General features: G+C 40.6%; 22 protein-coding genes. All 22 read left to right on the forward strand.

The window, feature by feature from the left end:
- The first annotated feature begins 66 nt into the window (after positions 1–66).
- The 22 genes from CKV81_RS00750 (at position 67) to CKV81_RS00855 (ending at position 23,146) form a co-directional block, all read left to right on the forward strand.
- Positions 67–1,743, forward strand: coding sequence for a pyruvate dehydrogenase complex dihydrolipoamide acetyltransferase (locus CKV81_RS00750; RefSeq protein WP_095069447.1), 1,677 nt, complete (start codon positions 67–69; stop codon positions 1,741–1,743).
- Positions 1,744–1,856: 113 nt separating this feature from the next.
- Positions 1,857–2,531, forward strand: coding sequence for an ABC transporter ATP-binding protein (locus CKV81_RS00755; RefSeq protein WP_095069450.1), 675 nt, complete (start codon positions 1,857–1,859; stop codon positions 2,529–2,531).
- A gap of 21 nt (positions 2,532–2,552) precedes the next feature.
- On the forward strand, positions 2,553–3,230 hold the full coding sequence (gene radC, locus CKV81_RS00760; RefSeq protein ID WP_095069451.1) for a RadC family protein: 678 nt from the start codon (positions 2,553–2,555) through the stop codon (positions 3,228–3,230).
- Positions 3,227–4,141 (forward strand): hypothetical protein, encoded by a 915-nt coding sequence (locus CKV81_RS00765; RefSeq protein WP_095069453.1) that lies wholly within the window; start codon positions 3,227–3,229, stop codon positions 4,139–4,141. The genes radC and CKV81_RS00765 overlap by 4 nt, the downstream gene beginning before the upstream one ends.
- Before the next feature lie 116 nt (positions 4,142–4,257).
- The gene (locus CKV81_RS00770) at positions 4,258–4,770 is read left to right on the forward strand and encodes a DUF7935 family protein (RefSeq protein WP_095069455.1); all 513 of its coding nucleotides are present in this window, start codon (positions 4,258–4,260) and stop codon (positions 4,768–4,770) included.
- A gap of 15 nt (positions 4,771–4,785) precedes the next feature.
- Complete coding sequence (locus tag CKV81_RS00775; protein WP_095069457.1) at positions 4,786–5,400, forward strand: inorganic pyrophosphatase; 615 nt, start codon at positions 4,786–4,788, stop codon at positions 5,398–5,400.
- 154 nt (positions 5,401–5,554) lie between these two features.
- The gene (locus CKV81_RS00780; RefSeq protein WP_095069459.1) at positions 5,555–8,308 is read left to right on the forward strand and encodes a sodium-translocating pyrophosphatase; all 2,754 of its coding nucleotides are present in this window, start codon (positions 5,555–5,557) and stop codon (positions 8,306–8,308) included.
- Between the two features lie 95 nt (positions 8,309–8,403).
- Complete coding sequence (dnaX, locus tag CKV81_RS00785) at positions 8,404–9,489, forward strand: DNA polymerase III subunit gamma/tau (RefSeq protein ID WP_095069461.1); 1,086 nt, start codon at positions 8,404–8,406, stop codon at positions 9,487–9,489.
- 113 nt (positions 9,490–9,602) lie between these two features.
- Positions 9,603–10,094, forward strand: a complete 492-nt coding sequence (locus CKV81_RS00790; RefSeq protein WP_095069462.1) for a hypothetical protein — start codon at positions 9,603–9,605, stop codon at positions 10,092–10,094.
- 80 nt (positions 10,095–10,174) lie between these two features.
- The gene (locus CKV81_RS00795; protein WP_095069463.1) at positions 10,175–11,254 is read left to right on the forward strand and encodes a chorismate mutase; all 1,080 of its coding nucleotides are present in this window, start codon (positions 10,175–10,177) and stop codon (positions 11,252–11,254) included.
- An 85-nt stretch (positions 11,255–11,339) separates the two neighbouring features.
- Complete coding sequence (gene rsgA / locus CKV81_RS00800; RefSeq protein ID WP_095069465.1) at positions 11,340–12,284, forward strand: ribosome small subunit-dependent GTPase A; 945 nt, start codon at positions 11,340–11,342, stop codon at positions 12,282–12,284.
- Between the two features lie 261 nt (positions 12,285–12,545).
- On the forward strand, positions 12,546–12,962 hold the full coding sequence (locus CKV81_RS00805) for a nucleoside-diphosphate kinase (protein WP_095069467.1): 417 nt from the start codon (positions 12,546–12,548) through the stop codon (positions 12,960–12,962).
- A 134-nt stretch (positions 12,963–13,096) separates the two neighbouring features.
- Positions 13,097–14,485 carry a tRNA uridine-5-carboxymethylaminomethyl(34) synthesis GTPase MnmE gene (gene mnmE / locus CKV81_RS00810; protein ID WP_095069469.1) on the forward strand — a complete coding sequence of 463 codons (1,389 nt, stop codon included), beginning with the start codon at positions 13,097–13,099 and terminating at the stop codon, positions 14,483–14,485.
- Between the two features lie 168 nt (positions 14,486–14,653).
- Positions 14,654–14,857 carry a hypothetical protein gene (locus tag CKV81_RS00815; RefSeq protein WP_095069471.1) on the forward strand — a complete coding sequence of 68 codons (204 nt, stop codon included), beginning with the start codon at positions 14,654–14,656 and terminating at the stop codon, positions 14,855–14,857.
- 16 nt (positions 14,858–14,873) lie between these two features.
- Positions 14,874–17,249, forward strand: coding sequence for an EcoAI/FtnUII family type I restriction enzme subunit R (gene hsdR / locus CKV81_RS00820; RefSeq protein ID WP_095069473.1), 2,376 nt, complete (start codon positions 14,874–14,876; stop codon positions 17,247–17,249).
- Complete coding sequence (locus CKV81_RS00825; protein WP_095069475.1) at positions 17,250–18,866, forward strand: HNH endonuclease domain-containing protein; 1,617 nt, start codon at positions 17,250–17,252, stop codon at positions 18,864–18,866. It abuts the gene before it with no gap.
- Positions 18,867–18,884: 18 nt separating this feature from the next.
- Positions 18,885–20,330: an N-6 DNA methylase gene (locus CKV81_RS00830; RefSeq protein WP_095069477.1), complete on the forward strand. Its 1,446-nt coding sequence runs from the start codon at positions 18,885–18,887 to the stop codon at positions 20,328–20,330.
- An 8-nt stretch (positions 20,331–20,338) separates the two neighbouring features.
- Positions 20,339–21,724 carry a restriction endonuclease subunit S gene (locus tag CKV81_RS00835; protein WP_157727330.1) on the forward strand — a complete coding sequence of 462 codons (1,386 nt, stop codon included), beginning with the start codon at positions 20,339–20,341 and terminating at the stop codon, positions 21,722–21,724.
- Between the two features lie 90 nt (positions 21,725–21,814).
- A complete protein-coding gene (locus CKV81_RS00840) occupies positions 21,815–22,084 on the forward strand; it encodes a hypothetical protein (RefSeq protein WP_095069481.1) in 270 nt (89 codons plus the stop codon).
- On the forward strand, positions 22,048–22,335 hold the full coding sequence (locus CKV81_RS00845; RefSeq protein ID WP_157727331.1) for a hypothetical protein: 288 nt from the start codon (positions 22,048–22,050) through the stop codon (positions 22,333–22,335). The genes CKV81_RS00840 and CKV81_RS00845 overlap by 37 nt, the downstream gene beginning before the upstream one ends.
- The gene (locus CKV81_RS00850; protein WP_095069485.1) at positions 22,336–22,725 is read left to right on the forward strand and encodes a helix-turn-helix domain-containing protein; all 390 of its coding nucleotides are present in this window, start codon (positions 22,336–22,338) and stop codon (positions 22,723–22,725) included. It abuts the gene before it with no gap.
- Positions 22,718–23,146, forward strand: a complete 429-nt coding sequence (locus CKV81_RS00855; RefSeq protein ID WP_095069487.1) for a hypothetical protein — start codon at positions 22,718–22,720, stop codon at positions 23,144–23,146. Before CKV81_RS00850 ends, CKV81_RS00855 begins: the two co-directional genes overlap by 8 nt.
- Positions 23,147–23,171: the final 25 nt, after the last annotated feature.

Consider the following 23,171-nt stretch of genomic DNA (forward strand, 5'->3'; position numbering starts at 1 on the left):
AATTTGATGTTTGAAATTTCCTGAATTTCAAATCTCGAATCTCGAATCTCAAATCAATAAATTATTATGGCTGAAGTAATTACAATGCCGCGTCTTTCGGATACCATGACCGAGGGGAAAGTTGCAAAATGGCACAAAAAAGTGGGGGAGTCAGTGAATGAGGGCGATGTTTTAGCAGAAATAGAAACGGATAAAGCGGTTCAGGATTTTGAATCTGAAATTAAGGGAACGCTTCTTTATATTGGTGTAGAAGAAGGCAATGCCGCGCCGGTAGATTCTGTACTGGCAATTATAGGAAATGAGGGTGAAGACATCTCTGCCCTTAAAGGTGGAAGTTCTGCTCCGCAGGCTGAAAGTGCCATCGCATCAAACCCCGGTGTGCCTGAGGAATTTAAAACTGAAAATCAAAATACACCAACTGAAACATCACAGCCTGTGGAAAAGGAGGGAGGCGCCGATACGGCAGCCGGTAAAGCTGAAATTCCTGCGGGTGTTGAAGTGATCACAATGCCAAGGCTTTCTGATACCATGACGGAAGGTAAAGTTGCAAAGTGGCACAAAAACGTAGGCGATAATGTGAAAGAAGGTGACATCCTTGCGGAAATAGAAACCGATAAAGCAGTACAGGATTTTGAAGCGGAAGTTAATGGAACGCTTCTACATCAGGGCGTTGCAGAAGGCGGTGCTTCGGCGGTAGATACGGTTCTGGCAATTATCGGTCCTGCAGGAACCGATGTTTCCGGAATATTATCGGGCGGTAGCAAAAAACCGGCAGCACCCACCCAAGCGGAAGCTGCTCCTCAAGAGAATAAAACTGCAGAGCCTGCAAAAACTGTAGAATCTTCAACAACTGGCGACAGGGTAGCAATTTCACCGTTAGCCAGAAAAATGGCAGAAGAAAAAGGAATTGATGTAGCATCACTACAGGGTTCCGGCGAAAACGGAAGAATCGTAAAAAAAGATATTGAAAATTATAAGGCAAGTGCAGCACAACCGGCACAGGCAGCAGCGTCTTCTGTTGCAGCTCCGGCAGCGGCGCAGGCAGCCAGGAATTTTGTTTCGGGAGAAACTACTGAAACGCCAAATTCACAGGTTAGAAACATTATCGCGAAAAGGCTTTCGGAAAGTAAATTCTCGGCACCGCATTATTACCTGATGGTTGAAATCAATATGGATAAGGCGATTGAAGCGAGAAAAGAAATAAATTCGCTGCCGGACACCAAAATTTCTTTCAACGATATGATTATTAAGGCTGTAGCGATGGCTTTAAGAAAACATCCACAGGTGAACTCATCCTGGGGCGGCGACAAAATCATTCACCACGGTGACATCAATGTCGGTGTCGCGGTGGCAATTCCTGACGGACTGGTAGTGCCTGTGTTAAAGCATACGGACCAGATGAACTATATGCAAATCTCCGCGGCGGTGAAAGATATGGCATCCAGGGCAAAATCTAAAGGCCTGAAGGCTAATGAAATGGAAGGTTCCACTTTTTCGGTTTCAAACCTTGGAATGTTTGGTATCGAGACTTTTACGTCAATCATCAACCAACCGAATTCTGCAATTCTTTCAGTAGGTGCGATCATTGAAAAACCGGTTGTAAAAGACGGACAAATCGTCGTTGGAAATACAATGAAACTATCACTTGCAAGTGATCACAGAGTGGTTGACGGCGCTACAGGAGCTGAATTCCTTCAAACATTACGGACTTATCTCGAGCAGCCTTTAACTTTATTACTTTAAATAAGTTTCAGAAATTGCCATATCTTGGCAAAACGGCAAATTAATACCGCCCTTTCAGGAATCCCTGGAAGGGTTTTTTATTTAATCAAAAAAATATAAGTATTTTTGATGCTATGATTAGAGCTAAAAATATTCATAAATCCTACGGCGATTTAGAAGTTTTGAAAGGTGTGGACCTGCATATCAAGATTGGTGAAGTGGTCTCAATTGTCGGGGAATCTGGTGCGGGAAAATCAACAATGCTCCAGATTCTCGGGACTTTGGATGTGCCTTCCAATCCTTCAAAATACGGTACTGAGATCACTATCGACGGACAATCTTTTCTTAATATGAATGACCGGCAGCTTTCCCGGTTCAGAAACGAGAATATCGGTTTTGTATTTCAATATCACCAGCTTTTGCCTGAATTTACAGCGCTGGAAAATGTTCTTTTGCCTACCAAAATAGCAGGTAAAAATGAAAAAGAATATCTTGAAAAAGCCTACAGCCTTTTTGAAGACCTCAATATTGCCGAAAGATTGCACCACAAGCCCAACGAGATGTCGGGTGGGGAAGCGCAAAGGGCGGCCGTAGCACGTGCTCTGATTAATTCACCCAAGATTATTTTTGCGGATGAACCTACCGGAAACCTGGATTCAAAGAATGCGGATGACCTGCATAAGTTATTTTTTGATCTCAGGGACAAGTACAACCAGACTTTCGTCATCGTGACGCACAACCCCAACCTCGCGGAAATCACAGACCGCAAGCTCGTGATGAAAGACGGGCTGATTGTTTCAAAGTATTAAATTTAAACCTCACCCGCACGTATGTCCATAAAATTCCTAGCTGAAGACGACCGCCCGAGAGAAAAATTTCTGCTGAAAGGCAGGAATTCACTTTCTGATGCCGAGCTTTTGGCAATTATCATAGGCAGTGGAAACAGGGATGAAAGCGCAGTAGATCTGTGCCGCAGAATTTTAAAATCTGTAGATCACAACTGGCATAATCTGAGCCAGCTCACAATCAAGGATCTAATGAGGTTCAGCGGGATTGGTGAGGCAAAAGCCATCTCGATAGCCGCGGCTTTGGAAATCGGACGTCGGCGCGCCGCACAGGAAGTTCCCGACAGAAAACGGATTGGCAGTTCAGCCGAGGCCTTTCAAATTTTCAAACCCCATCTTTCAGATTTGCAGACCGAGGAAGTGTGGGCGGTTTTTGTAAATCAGAGTAATAAAGTGCTGCATCTTTCAAAAATGACTTCCGGCGGAATTACCGCTTCAATGGTCGATGTGCGCACGCTCTTCAAAACCGCTCTGGAGCATTTTGCCACGGGCATTTTTCTGGCACACAACCATCCTTCAGGAAATCTAAAACCCAGCGAGGATGACCGGCGTATTACGAAACAGGTCTCGGAAGCGGGTAAAATTTTGAACATTATCCTCATCGACCATTTGATTCTGAACCAAACATCGTATTTCAGTTTTGCTGACGAAGGCCTGTTATGATAAAACATCTGCGATATCACGAAATTGATTTTGTGAAGTACACACGCTGCCTAGATACTTCTGAACAGTTCAAATATTCGGCTTCAAAAACTTTCCTGGAGCTTGCTGCTGCCAAAAAGTGGGACCTGTTAGTTTACGGCGATTACGATGCTGTAATGCCGGTGCCATATTCCAAAAAATATGGCTTAAAAGTCGTTCACCATCCGAAGCTTTGCCAACAGTTGGGTGTTTTTTCTCTTAAGGATGATAGTAAGCTCAATGATGAATTTCTACACTTTTTACGGACTAATTTTCTCGTGTGGTATTATGCTTTTAATGAAAGAAATAAGTTCTCATCAGTCTTAGAAAAACGAACCAATTTTATTATTTATCCTGACAGCTATGAGAATGTAAGGCAGAAGTATTCGCCAAAAAGGAAGCGTAAACTGCGGTTGGATGAATCTGTAAAGGCAGATTCTGAGTTAAAAAATATAAATTTTGATGAAGTTTCAGGTTTCATCCAAAAAAATATGATTGGGCATCAGAACAATAAAGATCTTAAAGTTTTTCTTGACACCTTCAAAAGGTTTTATGATGCCGGTCTGCTGAGATTTTCAGCTTTTATTTTAAGAAATGAAATCATTAATCTGTTAGCGCTGTATGAAGATTCGTCTGCAACGGTCCTGCTTGGAACATTTAATAAACCGGAAACAGTCAAACTTGCCGGATCGTCTGTTTTAATCGATAAAGCCATTGAAAACTGTATCGAACATAAAATTTTTGATTTCGAAGGCAGTGACTTACCCAATATTAAAGAATTTTTTCAGGGGTTCAGACCGGTCGAGCGTACCTATCAATGCATCAGGAACTCAAAAAAAGATGTTATAAAAAACGCCTTTAATTTACTTCTTAAAGGAAAAAGTATTTTTTGATCTTCTCCAAAATAATAAATATTGATAGTTAACACCTTTTCATCTTGAAAAATAAACTTGGGTTAAAAGCGCATAAAACATAATTATTTATTTAATTTTGCAGTCTGAATTTTAATATGGATTTTTCACAGTATTTGCCCTATGCAGCCGCCTTCATCATTGCCATTCCTTTTTTGGTTTTATGCAGGCAGTTTGTGTACAGTTATATTGCTTTGAAAGAAAAGGAATTACAGCTTTTATCGGTAAAATCAGGTGGCGAAAACCGTTTGCAGGCCTATGAACGCATGACGCTTTTCCTGGAAAGGATGAAACCTGCAAATTTGGTCAACAAATTTGATAAAAACCTGAAACCCCACGAATTCATTTTCCTTACTGAGAAATCCATTTCCGAAGAGTATGATTATAATTCTTCGCAGCAACTTTATATTTCGAAACTCTCGTGGCAGAACATCACCGCAGCCAAAAATAATATCATTCAGCTTGCGCATAAGACTTACGAAAACCTGAGTTCAGACAGTAACCTTGAAGAGTTCAAAACCGTTTTCCTGATGAATTATGTGAATGGCGATGACTATGTTTCGCAGGCTCTCGAAAATCTTCGCCGCGAATATTTAATCCTTAGTAAATAAAAATAAACGAATCAAATGATACCAAATTTTCAAGCCCATCCATGGCATGGGATACCAGCAGGGAAGAATGCACCGGAAGTGGTAAATGTATTTATCGAAATCGTGCCTTCCGACACCATTAAATATGAAATTGACAAGCTTAGCGGCTATCTTAAAGTAGACCGTCCGCAACAGTTCTCGAACATCATTCCTGCTCTGTATGGTTTTATTCCAAGAACCTACTGCCACGACGAAGTAAAGAAACTCGCTATAGAAAGCGGTTCTGAAGATGTGAAAATGGGTGACCTCGACCCTTTGGATATCTGTGTTTTAAGTTCGCACAACATCCACGCCGGAGGGCTTTTGATGGAAGCTATTCCAATCGGTGGTTTTAAAATGATTGATAAAGGTGAAGCTGATGACAAGATTGTTGCAGTAATGGTGGGCGACCACGCGTTCGGCCACGTTCGTGATATTACTGAACTTCCTGAAGCTGAAGTAAAACGACTCAAACATTACTTCCTTACCTATAAGAACCTTCCGGATGAACCGGCCAAATGCAGGATCGACGAAGTATACGGCGCAGAGCACGCGAAACAAGTCATAGAAGCTTCGCAAAAAGACTACGCTAATAAATTTGGCGGATACTAAAAAGGTTTTAATAAATTATTTAAAAGACAGGTAATGCGTTACCCGTCTTTTTTTTTAATTAAATTTTTATTCAGAATTATGAATTTTTAAGAGTTTGTTATTCGTAATTATGGTTTTTTATTATATTTAACTATTAATTAAAAAAACAACATTTATGGATTTATTCTTCTTCATCCCAATCTTTGGACTTATCGCCTTAGTCTATACGTTCGTTCAAAGCTCCTGGGTTAGTAAGCAGGATGCAGGAAATGAGAAAATGCGCTCGATCAGCGGCCATATTGCTGACGGAGCGATGGCTTTTCTTCATGCCGAGTACAAGATTCTTGCTTATTTTGTGGTTATAGTAGCGATTTTGCTGGCCTTGATGGGCTTCAGTAATGAGAAATCACACTGGAGTATCGGTCTGGCTTTTATAGCCGGCGCTATTTTCAGCGCGACAGCCGGTTATATCGGAATGAAAATCGCCACAAAAGCGAACGTGAGAACGGCGGAGGCTGCAAAAACCTCACTTTCAAAAGCATTAAAAGTTTCATTCACCGGTGGTTCCGTAATGGGAATGGGCGTTGCCGGGCTGGCAGTTTTGGGGCTTGGTGCGCTTTATTTAATCATCAAACAACTTATTGCGCCGGGAGCGGAGACAAATTCTGAAGAGATGGAGCGCGCGATTGAAATCCTTACAGGATTTTCCCTCGGTGCTGAATCCATTGCGCTGTTCGCCAGAGTGGGCGGGGGTATTTATACCAAAGCAGCCGACGTTGGTGCCGACCTTGTAGGAAAAGTAGAAGCAGGGATTCCGGAAGATGATCCGCGAAATCCAGCAACGATTGCTGATAACGTGGGTGATAACGTAGGTGATGTTGCCGGTATGGGAGCGGATCTTTTTGGTTCATACGTTGCTACCGTCTTGGCGACTATGGTTTTAGGCCGTGAAACATTGTCAAATGACGCTTTCGGTGGTTATGCGCCCATCCTTTTACCGATGCTGATTGCCGGTTTAGGAATCATCTTCTCCATCATCGGAACTTTCTTCGTAAGAATCGGCGATGACGCTGAAAATGATACACACAAAGTACAGAACGCCCTGAATTTTGGAAACTGGGGAAGTATACTCCTCGTGGCTATTTCATCCTACTTCCTTACCAATTACCTTCTTCCGGACACCATGGAACTGCGAGGATTTGTTTTCACCAAAATAGGTGTTTTCGGGGCTATAATGGTAGGATTGATTGTTGGTACTCTGATGAGTATCATTACTGAATATTATACAGCCATGGGCAAAAGGCCTGTTAAAAGTATTGTAAAACAGTCCAGTACCGGTCATGCTACAAACATTATTGGCGGTTTATCCATCGGGATGGAATCTACACTTCTGCCGACGATCGTTTTAGCGGGTGGCATCTGGGGTTCCTACCTGTGCGCAGGTCTTTACGGTGTGGCAATAGCCGCAGCGGGCATGATGGCAACCACCGCAATGCAGCTTGCAATTGATGCTTTCGGACCGATAGCAGATAATGCCGGCGGTATTGCAGAAATGAGTGAACTGCCCAAAGATGTTCGTGAAAGAACAGATATTCTGGATGCTGTAGGAAACACTACTGCAGCAACCGGAAAGGGTTTTGCAATTGCTTCTGCGGCGCTTACGGCTTTGGCCTTGTTTGCAGCTTATGTAGGAATAGCGGGTATCGACGGGATTGATGTTTATAAAGCAGACGTTCTTGCCGGGCTTTTTGTAGGTGCGATGATCCCGTTTATCTTTTCATCTTTGGCAATCACAGCGGTAGGTAAAGCTGCGATGGCAATGGTGGAGGAAGTCAGAAGGCAGTTCCGAGAAATTCCGGGAATTCTTGAAGGAAAAGCAGAGCCTGAATATGAAAAATGTGTTGAGATCTCTACAGATGCTTCCATTAAGAAAATGCTTTTACCAGGGTCTATTGCTATCGTAACACCCATTTTGGTGGGCTTTATCTGGGGTCCCGAAGTGTTGGGCGGTTTCCTTGCGGGCGCAACCGTTTCAGGTGTATTGATGGGAATGTTCCAGAATAATGCCGGTGGTGCATGGGATAATGCTAAAAAATCATTCGAAAAAGGAGTTGAAGTAAACGGACAAACCCACTATAAAGGTTCCGAAATGCATAAGGCATCTGTAACGGGAGATACCGTTGGTGACCCATTCAAAGACACTTCCGGGCCGTCAATGAATATCCTTATCAAACTGATGAGTATTGTTTCACTGGTGATTGCGCCAACTTTAGCTTTAATGCATAAGGACAAAATCGAAAAGGGCAGGGCGGAACAAATTGAGAAGCCCACCGCACGCACTGGTGGAAATCATACGGCAACAACGGTTTTGCCGGGTGTAAAAAAAGATTCATTGGCAGGAAATATGAAAGTTTCTGAAGTGAGGGGAGGCATCAATGAGGATGGGGAATTTGTTTATGATACCGGTGACATTCAGGAAATCCAACTGAGCAATAAAAAAGTGATTGGTTTGGGAACCAACAGCCAGATGAATGACCTTTATAATAAAATCAAAATTCAGGATAAATCCGTACTGAACGAAAGCGATTGGTACACCGTAGAAAACCTTTTCTTTGCGAGCGGCAGTGCAGATATCGTACCGGGATCGGAGGCCAATCTTCAGAATCTTGCGGAAATCATGAAGGCTTATCCTGATATGAAAGTAAAAGTGGGCGGTTATACCGATAATACCGGTAACGAAGCCACCAACCAAAAACTGTCTGAACTTAGGGCTAAAACTGCTAAGATAAAACTTCTTGAAATGGGGATTTCCCCGGAAAGGGTTGAAGCAGAAGGCTACGGTTCGCGCTATCCGGTTTGTGAAACAAATGATACCGATGAGTGTAAAGCACTCAACAGAAGGATTGATGTAAGAGTTTTGGAAATGTGATCTTTGCATTTTCCAATGGAAATAATTTGCTTTGCCGGAGTTCTAAAACTTCTGCAAAGTTTTTTTTTTGGAAAGAATTTCTCTATTTTTGAGCAATGGAAAATTTCATCGTATCTGCCCGTAAATACCGCCCGCAAGAGTTTGATACTGTTGTAGGCCAGTCCCACGTAACCGATACCCTGGAACATGCCATCGAAAACAACCAGCTGGCGCAGGCCTTACTGTTCTGCGGCCCCCGCGGTGTTGGAAAAACAACCTGTGCAAGGATATTAGCCAGAAAAATTAACGAGAAAGACGGTTCCGTTTCCGAGGACGGTTTTGCCTACAATATCTACGAACTGGATGCCGCATCCAACAACTCGGTGGATGACATCCGTGAACTGATCGACCAGGTGCGTTTTGCACCGCAGGTCGGGCAGTACAAGGTTTATATCATCGATGAGGTGCATATGCTTTCTTCCAACGCATTTAATGCGTTTCTCAAAACTTTGGAAGAACCTCCGGCACATGCCATTTTCATCCTTGCGACAACTGAGAAGCATAAGATCATCCCAACCATTCTGTCCCGTTGCCAGATCTATGATTTTAAAAGAATCACGATTGAAGACATTCAGGATCATTTAAGGAAAATCGCTGAAAAGGAAGACGTTAAATACGAAGACGATGCGCTTTATCTGATTGCTCAAAAAGCCGACGGTGCCCTGCGGGATGCCCTTTCCATCTTCGACAGGCTGACGACTTTTACCCAAAAGAATATTACCCTTGCCAAAGCAGCGGAAGTTCTAAATATTCTGGACTACGACCAGTATCTCAACATTGCAGATCTAGCGAAAGCGAATGACATCCCGGGTGTGCTTTCTGCATTTAATGAGATTGTAAAAAAAGGTTTCGATCCCCACATTTTCATAGCCGGTTTGGGAAACCATTTCCGTGACCTGATGATGGCGCAGAATCCTTCTACTTTAAACCTCATTGAGGTGGGTGAGAAAACCAAGGAGAAATTTGCTCTACAAAGCAAAAACTGGTCTCCACAGGAACTTATCGATGCGATCGAGATCTGCAACCATGCCGACATCAATTATAAAAATTCAAAAAATCCAAAGCTGACGGTCGAAATCGCCCTGATGCAGCTTTCATCCCTATCTGTAAAGGGTTTGGATTCTAAAAAAAAAAGTTCCTGATTCTCGCACCGTTTCTTAAACAGGCGGCGGAAGATTTAATTGAGAACAAAAAAAATCAGCCAAAACCATCACCTGAAAAACCTGCTGCAAAGGAAGAGCCAGAACCGCCGCCGGTGCAGAAGGCATCAGCGCCCATTGCCAAAGGCAGGAAACCTTCAAAATTCAGCATTGCTGAGGCTTTAAACAAAAAAGAAGAAGCCGAAGAGACCGTTAGCGCTGAAACTAAGGAGGAAGATTTGCCGACCAATCATTTCACTGAAACCGATCTGCGCAATGAATGGGCTTTGTTTTTAGAGGAAATCCGTAAAAATGATATTCTGGTTTACAGTGCCATCAACGGCTTCAGGATGTCTAAGATTGATGAAGATACGATCCGTGTGAATTATCCGTCGGATACGGCAAAAGCAGAATTCGACAAGGTTCAGGCCGACTTCTTTAATCACTTTAAAAGAAAAGCCAATCACCACAGGATAAAAGTCGAATATAAAATGGACACGGCGCTTAAAGTTGAAATCATTACCAAACGTGGCCTTTTTGAAAAGATGGCGGAAAAAAATCCTGTTCTTCGGGATTTGGACGATCTTTTTAAGTTTGATTTTTCCTAATTATTTTCTTTATTTGTATAAATTTTTCATTACAACCTTTTAATTGCGGAATGCCGAAAGGAATTTGCAGATGAACCAAGATGGAACTACAAGATTTAAAAAACGACTGGATTAATAATTATCCAAAACCACTTATAATTGCCGGCCCCTGCAGTGCTGAAAGCGAAACTCAAATGTTGGAAACAGCACGCAGGATAAAAGAATCCGGCGCTGATGTTCCTGTATTCCGTGCCGGAATCTGGAAACCAAGAACCAAACCCAATGGTTTTGAAGGGGTTGGTGTGATTGGACTCAACTGGCTTAAAAAAGTTAAAGAAGAATACGGATTTAAGACGGCTACCGAAGTTGCCAACGCCAACCACGTTTTCGCTGCTTTGGAAGCAGATGTTGATATTCTCTGGATTGGTGCGCGTTCTACGGTAAACCCGTTTACCGTACAGGAAATTGCAGTGGCGCTTCGCGGAACCGAAAAAACGGTCTTGGTTAAAAATCCCGTAAATCCGGATCTTGCGCTGTGGATTGGCGCTATGGAAAGGCTTTTGGGACAGGGAATTACCAATATTGGAGCAATTCACCGCGGCTTTTCGAGTTATCAGAAAACCAAATACAGAAATATCCCCAACTGGCAGATAGCCATTGATTTCAAAAACCAGTTTCCGAATATTCCGATGATTGTGGATCCGTCGCATATCTGCGGAAACAGGACCGGGCTCGCCAGCGTTGCTCAGGAAGCGCTGAACGTGGGTTACCATGGTGCGATGATCGAAACGCACTGCACGCCGGACGAGGCCTGGAGTGATGCCGCACAGCAGATAACGCCCGAGATTCTGGCAGAACTCATCGCCAACCTTCAAACCAGAAATGCCGATGATGCTGAATACGAAGACAAATTAGGCCAGCACAGAACGCTGATTTCTGATATCGATTTCCAGCTGATCCAGCTTTTGGCAGACCGTATGAAAATCTCTGAGAAAATCGGAACAGTTAAAAAGGAAAACAATATCGCGATCTTTCAGCCGGACCGTTGGAAAGTAATCACGGAATATGCCGCAATGAAAGCTGATGAGACGGGAATGTCAAAAGATTTTATAGAAAAAGTATTCAAAGCCATTCACGAGGAATCGATTGAGGTGCAGAACAGCGTAATGATCAATAAATAGGTATTTTTTCCCTTCTGTTCGGGAAAAGATATTTTTAAATATCCAAAAGGTTAGATTAATTCATTAATTTAGCCTTTTATTTTTTATGGCATATAAGGGGCTCATCATCAAATCTACCGGCAGTTGGTACCAGGTTATGGATACTGAAACCAAAACCGTATTTGAAGCCCGGATCCGTGGAAAGTTCAAGCTTGTTAAAAGTAGGCTCACCAACCCGCTTGCGGTAGGCGACCTGGTAGAATTTCAGCTCGAACAGGATGATATTGCGTGGATTACCAAGATTGAACCACGAAAAAATTACCTGATCCGCAAATCGGTAAATCTCTCCAAAGAAGCGCATATCATTGCATCCAATATTGATTTGGCCTGTTTTATTTTTACTTTAAAACATCCTGAAACCTCACTGGGTTTTCTCGACCGTTTTCTCGCGTGTTGCGAAGCTTATAATATCACACCGCTGCTTCTTTTCAACAAAATGGATATGCTGGATGATGAAGAAACTGATATTGTAAAGGACATAGTGTCTGTTTATGAGAATATTGGTTACCAGACTCTCGAAATTTCCTCCTATTCAAAATTTAACCTTCCGGTGCTTCAGGAAAGGATTCAAAATAAAACGTCGGTTTTCTTCGGGCATTCCGGAAGTGGAAAATCTACATTGGTCAATGCCCTGCAGCCGGATCTGAACCTTAAAACCGGAGAAATTTCAGAGACGCACCGCAAAGGAAAACATACCACGACATTTGCGCAGATGTATTTCTGGGATTTCGGTGGCGCAGTGATCGATACACCGGGCGTACGTGAGTTTGCGATGATTGATGTGGAGAAAGAAGAAATCCAGCACTATTTCCCTGAAATTTTCGCGACAGGTAGAGACTGCAGATTTCACAACTGTATGCATATCAACGAACCAAAATGCGCTGTTCTGGATGGGCTTGAGGCCGGGACTATTGAAGAATCCCGCTATGTTACTTATCTGAAGCTCATGGAGGAGGCGGAAGCGCAGGCTTCTGATTCACGTTTTGCCTGATTTCTTTGTAATTTAATAAATTTCACAACGCATTATTGTCTGTAGTTTCTGAAAACCAGTCAGTTCCTTTTATCTCATTACACCAAAAAACCCAGCCGAAGCTGGGTAAAAACTAATAACCATGAAAACTCAAATTAAACATGAGAATCTGCACAATTTGAAACAATCTTCGTGCCAAAAATATCTGCAAATTTTGTTAGATGAATTTTGCACCGCAAATGTAATAACTATTTCGTAAATTTGGCGCAAAATTAAATATTTATGTCGAATATCACTTTTACGATGATTAAGCCGGATGCGGTAGCAGATGGTCATATTGGGGCAATTCTAGGTAAAATTGCTGAGGCAGGTTTCAGAATTAAAGCAATGAAACTTACCCAACTTACAGTTGCTGATGCTCAGAAATTTTACGCTGTACACTCAGAAAGACCATTTTACGGGGAACTGGTTGAGTTTATGTCTTCCGGACCAATCGTAGCTGCAGTTTTGGAAAAGGAAAATGCTGTTGAAGATTTCAGAACATTGATTGGTGCAACAAACCCTGCCGATGCCGCGGAGGGAACCATCAGAAAAATGTTTGCAAGAAGTGTTGGTGAAAATGCTGTGCACGGATCCGATTCTGATGAAAATGCACAAATCGAGGCAAACTTTCATTTTTCAGGAAGAGAGATTTTCTAAGCGAAATCTTATAAAATACAGAGGTAACCAAAGTTCAGGCTTTGGTTATTTTTTTTAAATTTATTTAAAGACAGATTTTGTAGGCAATAAAAACAGAAATCTGGGCTAACGTTCTTTTTCCTTATTTTTGTGTTATGAATCACGACACCATCTGTGCTTTGGCAACTGCTAACGGCGTTGGAGCTCTGGGAATCATCAGGGTTTCCGGAAATAAAGCTTTTGAAATTGTTAACCGCTGTTTTGAGGGGAAAAACCTTTCAAAAGCAGAATCGCATACCGTACATTATGGTTTTATCAAAGATGGCGACGAGCAGATTGATGAGGTGATGGTCTCCGTATTCAAGGCACCGAGAACTTTTACTACAGAAAATTCTGTGGAGATTTCTTTTCACGGTTCGCCGCATATTGCGAAAAAGATTCTTGAAGTTCTCATCAAAAACGGCGCGAGAATGGCGAAAGCCGGCGAATTCACGATGCGTGCCTTTATGAACGGCAGGATTGATCTTTCCCAGGCCGAAGCCATTGCCGATGTGATTGCCAGTGAAAATGAAGCCTCCCGGAAAGTAGCATTAAACCAACTGAAGGGCGGAATCTCAAATGAAATTTCTGAGTTAAGGGGAGATTTGCTCAACTTTACATCATTGGTAGAACTTGAACTCGATTTTGCGGAGGAAGATGTAGAGTTTGCCGACCGCACCGCGATGAAGATGCTGTTGGACAGTTTGGAAACCAAATTATCCGCGCTCATCGATTCTTTTCAATACGGAAATGCCATCAAAAATGGGGTAGATGTGGCGATCATCGGTAAACCCAACGCCGGAAAATCCACGCTTCTGAATGCTCTGTTAAAAGAGGAAAGAGCCATTGTTTCCGATATTGCCGGCACCACCCGCGACACGATTGAAGAAATTCTGCACATTAAAGGAACGGCGTTCCGCTTTATCGATACCGCGGGCATCCGAGAAACCACCGATGAAATTGAAGCCATCGGCGTTCAGAAAGCCAAAGAGAAAATTGCCACGGCGAAAATTCTGCTGTATCTGTATGATGAATTCGACAGCAGACCGCAGGAGGTAATTGATTTTGTAAAAGAATTTTACCGGGAAGATCTGAAAATCATCCTCCTTCACAATAAAATTGATATCAATGGTTCGCTTGAAAACGAATTCGACCAACAGCTTGCTGAAACCTTAGTTCCGGTGTACACCACCACCTTACTACCCATTTCCGCCAAAGACCAGACCGGTATCGAAGCTCTGAAAACCGAACTCATCCATTATGTTGAGAACTTGAAACAGGATGAAAGTAACGTGATCATTACCAATCAGCGTCATTACGAGGCCCTTCAAAAATCACTGGAATCCGTAACACGGGTAAAATCCGCCATTTCCCAGAGTTTCCACACCGAACTGCTGGCGTACGAACTGCGCTATGCTTTGGAGCATCTTGGTGAAATTTCCGGAGAGTTTACGAATGATGAGGTTTTGGGGAATATTTTTTCGAAGTTTTGCATCGGGAAATAAATTTGTTTTCCTTTAGTTTCTTTTGTATTCTTTTAGTTGATTTTCAAACATTTAGTTTATTTTTGTTTTCTTATGTAAGAGTTTGTTTGTACATGTGTTACACCTTATGTACACCTTGGGACAGAAAGTTGTACAATAGTGTGCACTTGTACACCTCAAAGCAAACTTATGAAAATTACACTGAAACAAAAATTATTAGCAGACGGTAGAGGTAGCCTGTATCTTGAATTCTATAAAGGTTCTACTACAGATAACAATGGTAAAAGAACTCATCTTCGTGATTTCGAATACCTGAAGATGTATTTGTTTGGAAATCCTAAAACTGCAAATCTCATGAATAATCGTGAAAAAATCATTATTTTTGAAAAATAACCATTAACTTTTCGGTATGCCCGACAAATCTAGCCTGTCCGAACGCGATATCTGTACCAAATATATTTCTCCTGCGATCGAAAATGCTGGGTGGGATAAATTTAAACAATATCGGGAAGAAGTGAATTTTACGGACGGCCGCATTATCGTTCGTGGAAAACTTTCGACTCGTGGGAAGCGTAAAAGAGCAGATTATATTCTTTATTACAAACCGAATATTCCTATCGGGATTATTGAAGTAAAGGAAAACAATCATTCCGTAGGAGCCGGAATGCAGCAGGCTTTAGAATACGCAGACATCTTACAGTTACCTTTTGTTTTTTCCACCAACGGAAACCGTTTCTTATTTCACGACAAAACAAATACTGAAAGTTTAGAACAAGAAATTGAACTGGATGATTTTCCGTCACCTGAAGTCCTTTGGGAAAAATATCTGAACTATAAAGGTATTTCTTCTCCTGATGCTAAGAATGTGGTTGAACAAGATTATTATTTTGACGGTTCAGGAAAAGCTCCGAGATATTATCAGCAAAATGCTGTTAATTTGACCTTAGAAGCGATTGCAAAAGGTCAGGACAGAATTTTGTTGGTAATGGCTACAGGTACCGGTAAAACCTACACCGCTTTTCAAATTGTTCATCGGCTTTGGAAATCTAGAACTAAAAAAAGAATTCTTTTTCTCGCCGACAGAAATGCTTTAATCGATCAGACTAAAAGAGGCGATTTTAAACATTTTAAAGATAAAATGACTATCGTGCAAAAACGCCAGGTCGATAAATCCTATGAAGTTTATTTGGCTATTTATCAGGGTTTGACAGGTTCCGAAGAAGAAAAGAATATTTTCAAACAGTTCAGTCCTGATTTTTTTGATTTAATTGTGATTGATGAGTGTCACCGTGGAAGTGCCAAGGAAGATTCTGCTTGGCGTGAAGTGTTGACCTACTTTAAATCAGCAACGCAAATCGGTTTAACCGCAACTCCTAAAGAAACTGAAGAAGTAAGCAATTCTGAATATTTTGGGGATCCCGTTTACACGTATTCACTGAAACAGGGAATTGAAGACGGCTTCCTTGCGCCTTATCAAGTGATTCGGGTTACGATAGATGTTGATGCAGAAGGATGGAGACCGGAAAAAGATAAAACCGATAAAGCAGGAAACTTGGTTGAAGACCGTATTTACAACCGTAAAGATTATGACCGCAATTTGGTTATAGACGAAAGAACACAAATTGTTGCTCAAAAAGTGACAGAGTTTCTTAAAAATTCCGGGCGTTTCCAAAAAACTATTGTCTTTTGCCGCGATGTGGATCATGCGGAAAGAATGCGCTCCGCTTTGGCCAATCTGAATTCGGATTTGGTAGGGCAAAATCATAAATATGTGATGCGGATTACAGGTGACAATGATGAAGGTAAACGCGAACTCGATAATTTTATTGATCCCGAACAGACTTATCCCGTTATTGCCACCACTTCCGAACTGATGACGACCGGAGTTGATGCCCAAACGTGTAAACTGATTGTTTTGGATACGGAAATCGGTTCAATGACGAAGTTTAAACAGATTGTGGGGCGTGGAACAAGAGTGAACGAAGAGTTCGGAAAACTGTATTTTACCATTATGGATTTCCGCAATGCGACGGACAAATTCGCAGATAAAGATTTTGATGGCGATCCGGTGAGGATTAAGGAAATTAAAGGTGATGAACCAATTACAGGCGATAACGATCCTGCTGAAGATGATGAACCTAATGATGTCGAAAAACCCGTTGTAAAAGATCCACCCGAAAATTACGGTAATGATGATCCATTCACAAAGAAAAAAACAAAACTTCAGAAAATCTATATCAACGGTGTGGACGTCACCATCTTAAATTCCCGTGAAATGTATTTCGACAAGGATGGAAAACCTGTCACGATGAGCATGAAAGACTATACCAAGTCGCTGTTAAGTGAAAAGTATGAATCGCTGGATCACTTTCTGAACCTTTGGAAATCAGCCGACCGTAAGGAAGCTCTCATTGAGGAACTGAATGAGCAGGGAATTCCCGTTGAAGAACTTTTGAAAGCCGTAAACCGTGAATGTGATCTGTTCGATATTATCTGCCACGTTGCTTTCGACCAAAAACCTTTAACAAGGAAAGAAAGAGCCAACAATGTGAAAAAGCGCAACTATTTTACAAAATACGGCGAAAAAGCAAGAGCGGTGATTGAAGCACTTATTGAAAAATACGCCGATGAAGGTATCGAAAATATTGAAAGTATGGAAGTGTTGAAACTGAATCCGCTTTCAGATTTTGGTTCGCCACTCGAAATTGTAAAATCTTTTGGTGGTAAAAATCAGTATTTAGAAGCAATAAAAGAACTAGAAAACGAAATATACAATTTAGCATAGATGGCATCAGTGTACTTAAATAAGCTAACAGCAGAAGAAAGAAAAAAACTTATTGAAGAACTGCATACAATTCAAAATGGAAAATGTTTTATAACAGATGAATTAATAGATTTAAGTCTGCATAAGAATTCGCTGGATATCGACCATGTTGTTCCAACAAAATTGGGAGGTAAAGATGAAAAATCAAATTTTGCACTCACTTTTTCAAGCGCAAACCGCTCAAAGCAAGCAAGCGATTTAAACTTGGCAAGATTAATTCACAGTTACCTAAAAATTCAGGATAATATCAAGAAAAAGGAAGATAGGTCACCAAATTTAAGCGACCTTTTAATCTTAAACAAAGGATCGAAATATCCTTTAAACTTTAAGATCAAAAATGATTTTATTGAATATTCCTTATCCGAAATTGGAAATACAGAAATAATTAAATTGCCTGTTTATGAAGATAAATTAAGCAAACAAAAATATTTTTTCACCAATATCCCTATTGAATATATTTTTCATGACAACATAATTAATCCTAGAGCTATCGGTGCAAATATTACTAAGTTAATTTCAGAGTTTTATTCCGGAAATCCACAACTACATGTTTCCCTTGGGTGGATTAAGGAAGATGAACAAAATCAGTCTGAGATAAAGATATTCGACGGGCAGCATAAGGCAGCTGCTCAAATTATCTTAGGTGTTAAAACTATACCGGTTAGGATTTTTATTAATCCTGATGCGGAGAAATTAATTCAAACCAATTTTAGAGCAGGAACAGTTCTTAGACAGGTTGCTTTTGATAAGTCAGTCCAAAGACATTTGGGAAGCACATTGTATTATGATAGAGTAAGAAGATATCAGGAGGATCTGAACCTAACTGAAGACAATTTAAATTTTTCTGAAAAAGAGCTACTTAATTATTTCAAAGGTGAATCACGTGAGCTTAAAAGATATATTCTTGATGCAGTAAGAGATAAAGTTACAAAGCATCCTGAAAATAAATTGATGGAGTTTGTTGATATGGGTGGCAGAGCAAAAGAAAAGCCTTTATCCTACAGCTCCATTGATAAAACTTTTTATTCATTTTTTATTCACCAAGACACTTTGGAAACTCCATTATCTCTTCATTTGGAGGAAGGAAAAAATCCAAGAACATTAGAATCAGAGCAACTGGTTAAGCTCATGAATATTATAGCAGAAGAAATCTTCATCGATAGATTTGATTTTGAAATTGGAACTAATCAAATAGAAAGCAAAATACAAAAGGGCGAAGACTTAGCCGCTGATCATGTAAGAGCGTTTCGTATGGCAAAAGAAGAAGTGCTTTACACGTGGTTGAAGTTTATATCGCAAATCGTCAAAAATCATTTTATAACCTTGGGAAAACCAATAGATGAAAATAAAATATTTCAGTTTGAGTTTCCGGATTCTCTATGGAATAACATCAGAAATTTTGTAAAAAATCTTGCAGAATTACCGCTATGGAAAAATAATTCACTTTCGGCAACAGTTTTTGGCGGAAAGCAAAACGCACCATATTGGAATAGCATTTTTGTAACCGGAAATTCTCCACAAGGTGTTAAAGTTCTTGCAGAACCAATTAATCTTATGGAATTACAGAAAGAAAGATAAAAAAGAAAATAAAACAATATGAGCATATCCGGAGTTTTAGAATCCATCAGAAAAATCATGTGGCAGGACAGCGGACTGAACGGCGACGCACAGCGGCTGGAACAATTGGGCTGGATGCTTTTCCTGAAAGTATTCTGCGACAAAGATCAGGAACTGGAACTGATGCAAGAAAATTATGAATCGCCCATTCCCGCAGAATTCCGCTGGGAAAACTGGGCAGCAGATGATGAAGGTTTAACAGGAGATGAACTGCTTGAATTTATCGACCGAAAACTCTTTCCTGCACTGCGCGACATCGACTTAAGCACCGGAAATAAGCGTGCCGTGATTGTGCATGAGGTTTTTGCCGGCAACAACAACTATATGAAAAGCGGCATCAACATTCGCAAAGTGCTGAACAAACTCAACGAGATCGATTTCAACTCGTCCAAAGACCGCCACGATTTTGGCGATGTGTACGAAACTTTGCTCAAGGATTTGCAGAGCGCCGGAAAATCGGGAGAATTTTACACACCGAGAGCCATCACACAGTTCATCACCAAAATGATCGATCCCAAACTGGGCGAAAAAGTGCTGGATCCGGCGTGCGGAACCGGCGGTTATCTTACCGGCGTTATCGAACATCTTTCGGCACAGGTAAAAAGCGTGGAAGACCATAAAATTCTGCAGGAAAGCATCAAAGGGTGGGAATACAAACCGCTTCCTTATCTTTTGGCAACCACCAACTTAATTCTGCACGATATTGAAGTTCCGGACATTACGTTCCGCGATTCTCTCGATCAGCCTTTATCACAATACCGCGAAATCGACCGTGTGGATATTATTGAAGCTAATCCGCCATTTGGAGGCATTGTGGCGAACAGCAACGAAAATAATTTTCCGCAGAGTTACCGCACCAAAGAATCTGCTGATTTATTTCTGATTCTGATGATTCATTTGCTGAAAGTGGGTGGAAGAGCCGGAATTGTTTTGCCCGACGGTTCGCTTACCGGCGACGGCGTGAAAATGCGGGTGCGCGAAAAACTCCTGAAAGACTGCCGCCTTCATACCATTATCCGCTTGCCGAACTCAGTGTTTCAGCCGTATGCGACGGTGGCAACGAATCTTTTGTTTTTTGAAAAACTGCACCACAACAACGAAACCGCAGGTTTTGCCACGCAGGATGTCTGGTATTACGAACACCGTTTGCCGGAAGGACAGAAATCTTACAGCAAAACCAAGCCGATCCGCGAAGAAGAATTTGAGCCAATAAAACAGTGGTGGAACAACCGCACCGAAAGCGACATCTGCTGGAAAGTGGACATAGAAACCTTAGAAGCCCGCAATTTTGATCTGGACCTCAAAAACCCGAACAAAACCGAGGAAACTATAGAGCATACTTCTGCGGAACTGATGCAGCAACTGTCAGATTCTTTTCGTAAATCGGAAAATTTGCTGGCGAAACTTAAAATGGCAGTAGGATAATGGAGTTTATGAAAGTGAAAATATCTGATTTTCTTCAAGAAAGAAAAGGACGATATAAGCCTAAAGATCAGTCAATTCAAGGATTAAAGCGAATTGAAAAAATTGATTTTTCAGGTCAAATTTATTTGTCTGAAAAGCCATCAAATACTGATATGATTCTGGTTAAAAAAGGAGATTTGGTAATTTCTGGAATTAATGTTGAGAAAGGAGCAATGTGTGTGTATGAAGGCGAAGAAGACATTACGGCAACAATTCATTATTCATCCTATACTTACAACGACAAAAAAATTGATTTAAATTTTTTTAAATATTTTCTGAAAAGTCCAAATTTTGTTAGTGCTTTAAAAGAGCAGGTTCCTGGAGGAATAAAGACAGAGATTAAGCCTAAACATGTCTTGCCGTTGGAAATATCAATTCCCAAAAATATTTCAGACCAAATAATTATTGTTGAAAGGCTTGATGAATTAAATGAGCAATTAAATTCTTCAAATTCCGAACTCATCCACCAACTTTACCTGATTTCCCAGCTTCGGCAGGCATTTCTGCGTGAGGCGATGCAGGGAGCTTTGGTCAGCAACGAAACTTCCGACGGAAAAACCGGCGCAGATTTGCTGGAAGAAATTAAGAAAGAGAAAGAACAACTCATCAAGGACAAAAAAATAAAAAAAGGGAAACTAACCAAAAATTCTAAACAAATTATGGAGTTTTCTTTTCCTAACAATTGGCAGATTTCAAAATTGGATGACTTGTTTTTTGTAACAAAACTTGCGGGATTTGAATACAGTGACCATATGCAATTGAAAAATTCAGGTGAAGTTCCGGTAATTAGAGCTCAAAATGTACGAAATCTAGAATTGAACAAAAATAATTTACTTTTTATTGATCTTGAAACATCCATTTTACTTGATCGGTGCTCTTTGAAAAAAGAATGTTTATTGATTACTTTTATAGGCGCTGGAATTGGTGATGTTGCAACATTTAAAGAAAAAGAAAGATGGCATTTAGCACCAAATGTTGCAAAAGCAGAACCTTTTGCCGGTGTTGAGTTTATGTATAATATAAAGTATTTCAATTATTTTTTGATTTCAAGTTATGGTAAATCAGAAATAAGTAAACATATGAAAGCTACGGCGCAGCCAAGTCTTTCTATGGAAACCATAAGAGATATCGATATTCCACTTCCACCCCTCGAAATCCAAAACCGCATGGTCGCCAAACTGGATGAACTGATGCAGTATTGCGATGCGCTGGAAGCCTCGGTAAAAGAAAGCCAAAACTACAATGCCCAACTGCTGCAGCAGGTGTTGAGAGAAGCGCTGGAAGGGAAGGAGGAGAAAACGGAAGCTTTGGCTTTGGTGGCGGAAGATATGCCCAATTATCAAAAAACAATTTGAACGAAGAGTGTTTTTTTTGATTTCTAAATTTTATTTCTACATTTGCCTTAATTAACATATATGTTAATTTTTTTTGTTTTTTAAATTTATATGAGTAACTTTGCACTAGAAATTTTTGATGACGAAAGTCCAAAATGTCAGTTTTACACTGTAAAACTGGATGGTGAAGAACTCTCAGAAACCGATAAATTTTTTGAGAAACATTATGAAACAGATAGGTTAAAAACATACGTTCAGCAATTATCGGTATTTATTTCAGATACCATTGGAACAAAAAGAGGAGCGATCAATGATTTTTTAGGGAAGAACGAAAAGCTCAGGCGTTGCCACCACCTGCAAAAATTGAAATTGAGGAAGTAGATTTTGGAGAAGACTTCCCGCTACGTTTGTATTGTATGCGCCTATCATCTTCCTGTGTTATATTGTTTAACGGCGGCGAAAAAACAAGTTGGACGGCTCAGGATGGAGAAACGAAAGTAGCTTTCAGAGAGGCAAATCACTACGCTGATAAAATACAGATGGCGTTGAATAACGGAGATATTAAACTCTGCGCAAAAAAGAGAGAAATTCTTGATACAACTACAGAAAAACCTTACACCGAATTATTCTAAATGAAAAGTAAAATTTTTAAAAAGATTTTAGACGAAACACCATTGGAAACTAAAATCTTTGTGGAAAAATATTCCGATCTAATTATCCGGATCAATCAGATTCTTAGAGATAAGGGAATTTCTCAAAAAGAACTTGCTGAAGGAATGGATAAAAAACCTGCGGAAATCAGCCGATGGCTTAGCGGAAATCAAAACATTACCCTAAAAAGCATTGCCAAACTGGAAGCAGAATTGGGAGAGCCTATTATCGAAATTCCGGTGAAGCGTTTTTCTGCATGCTTTAAAGACGAATGGGAAAAACTTGAAGTAAGTTTCACCGTTGAACGACGTAAAGAAACTTATTCTAAAGATACACAATGGTTAAATGAGGAAAAAGTAAGATATGCCTAACCTTTTTGATGCTGAAAAATTGGCTTTAGAGTCGTTTAAAATTATCAGCGAAAATATTTTTGTACCCGAATTTTTTGATGAAAGTCTAATTAAAGAATTTGGTTCTACAAACCAGCTCAGTATTTCTTTCAATCTGGAGCAGAAGTTGATCAGGGCGGAATTTGATTTTGAGATATTAACCAACTCTGAATCTTCAGAAGAAGCCAAAGCCAATTACAAATTTGTTCTTATCTACAGTTGTTCAAATCTGGAGGAACTTGCGCACGCTGATGGGGAGGAGCTTAAGGTGAATTCACAGTTAGGTTTTGCAATCTCTGCCATTTCCTATTCAACCATTAGAGGAATATTACTGATAAAACTTAGCGAGACGGTATTTCAGGATTTTATTTTGCCAATTATAAAACCTAATCTCCCAAATTAGTTCATACAAAAAGAGCAGCCTCGCT

The sequence above is a fragment of the Chryseobacterium taklimakanense genome (assembly GCF_900187185.1).
Classification (GTDB): domain Bacteria; phylum Bacteroidota; class Bacteroidia; order Flavobacteriales; family Weeksellaceae; genus Planobacterium; species Planobacterium taklimakanense.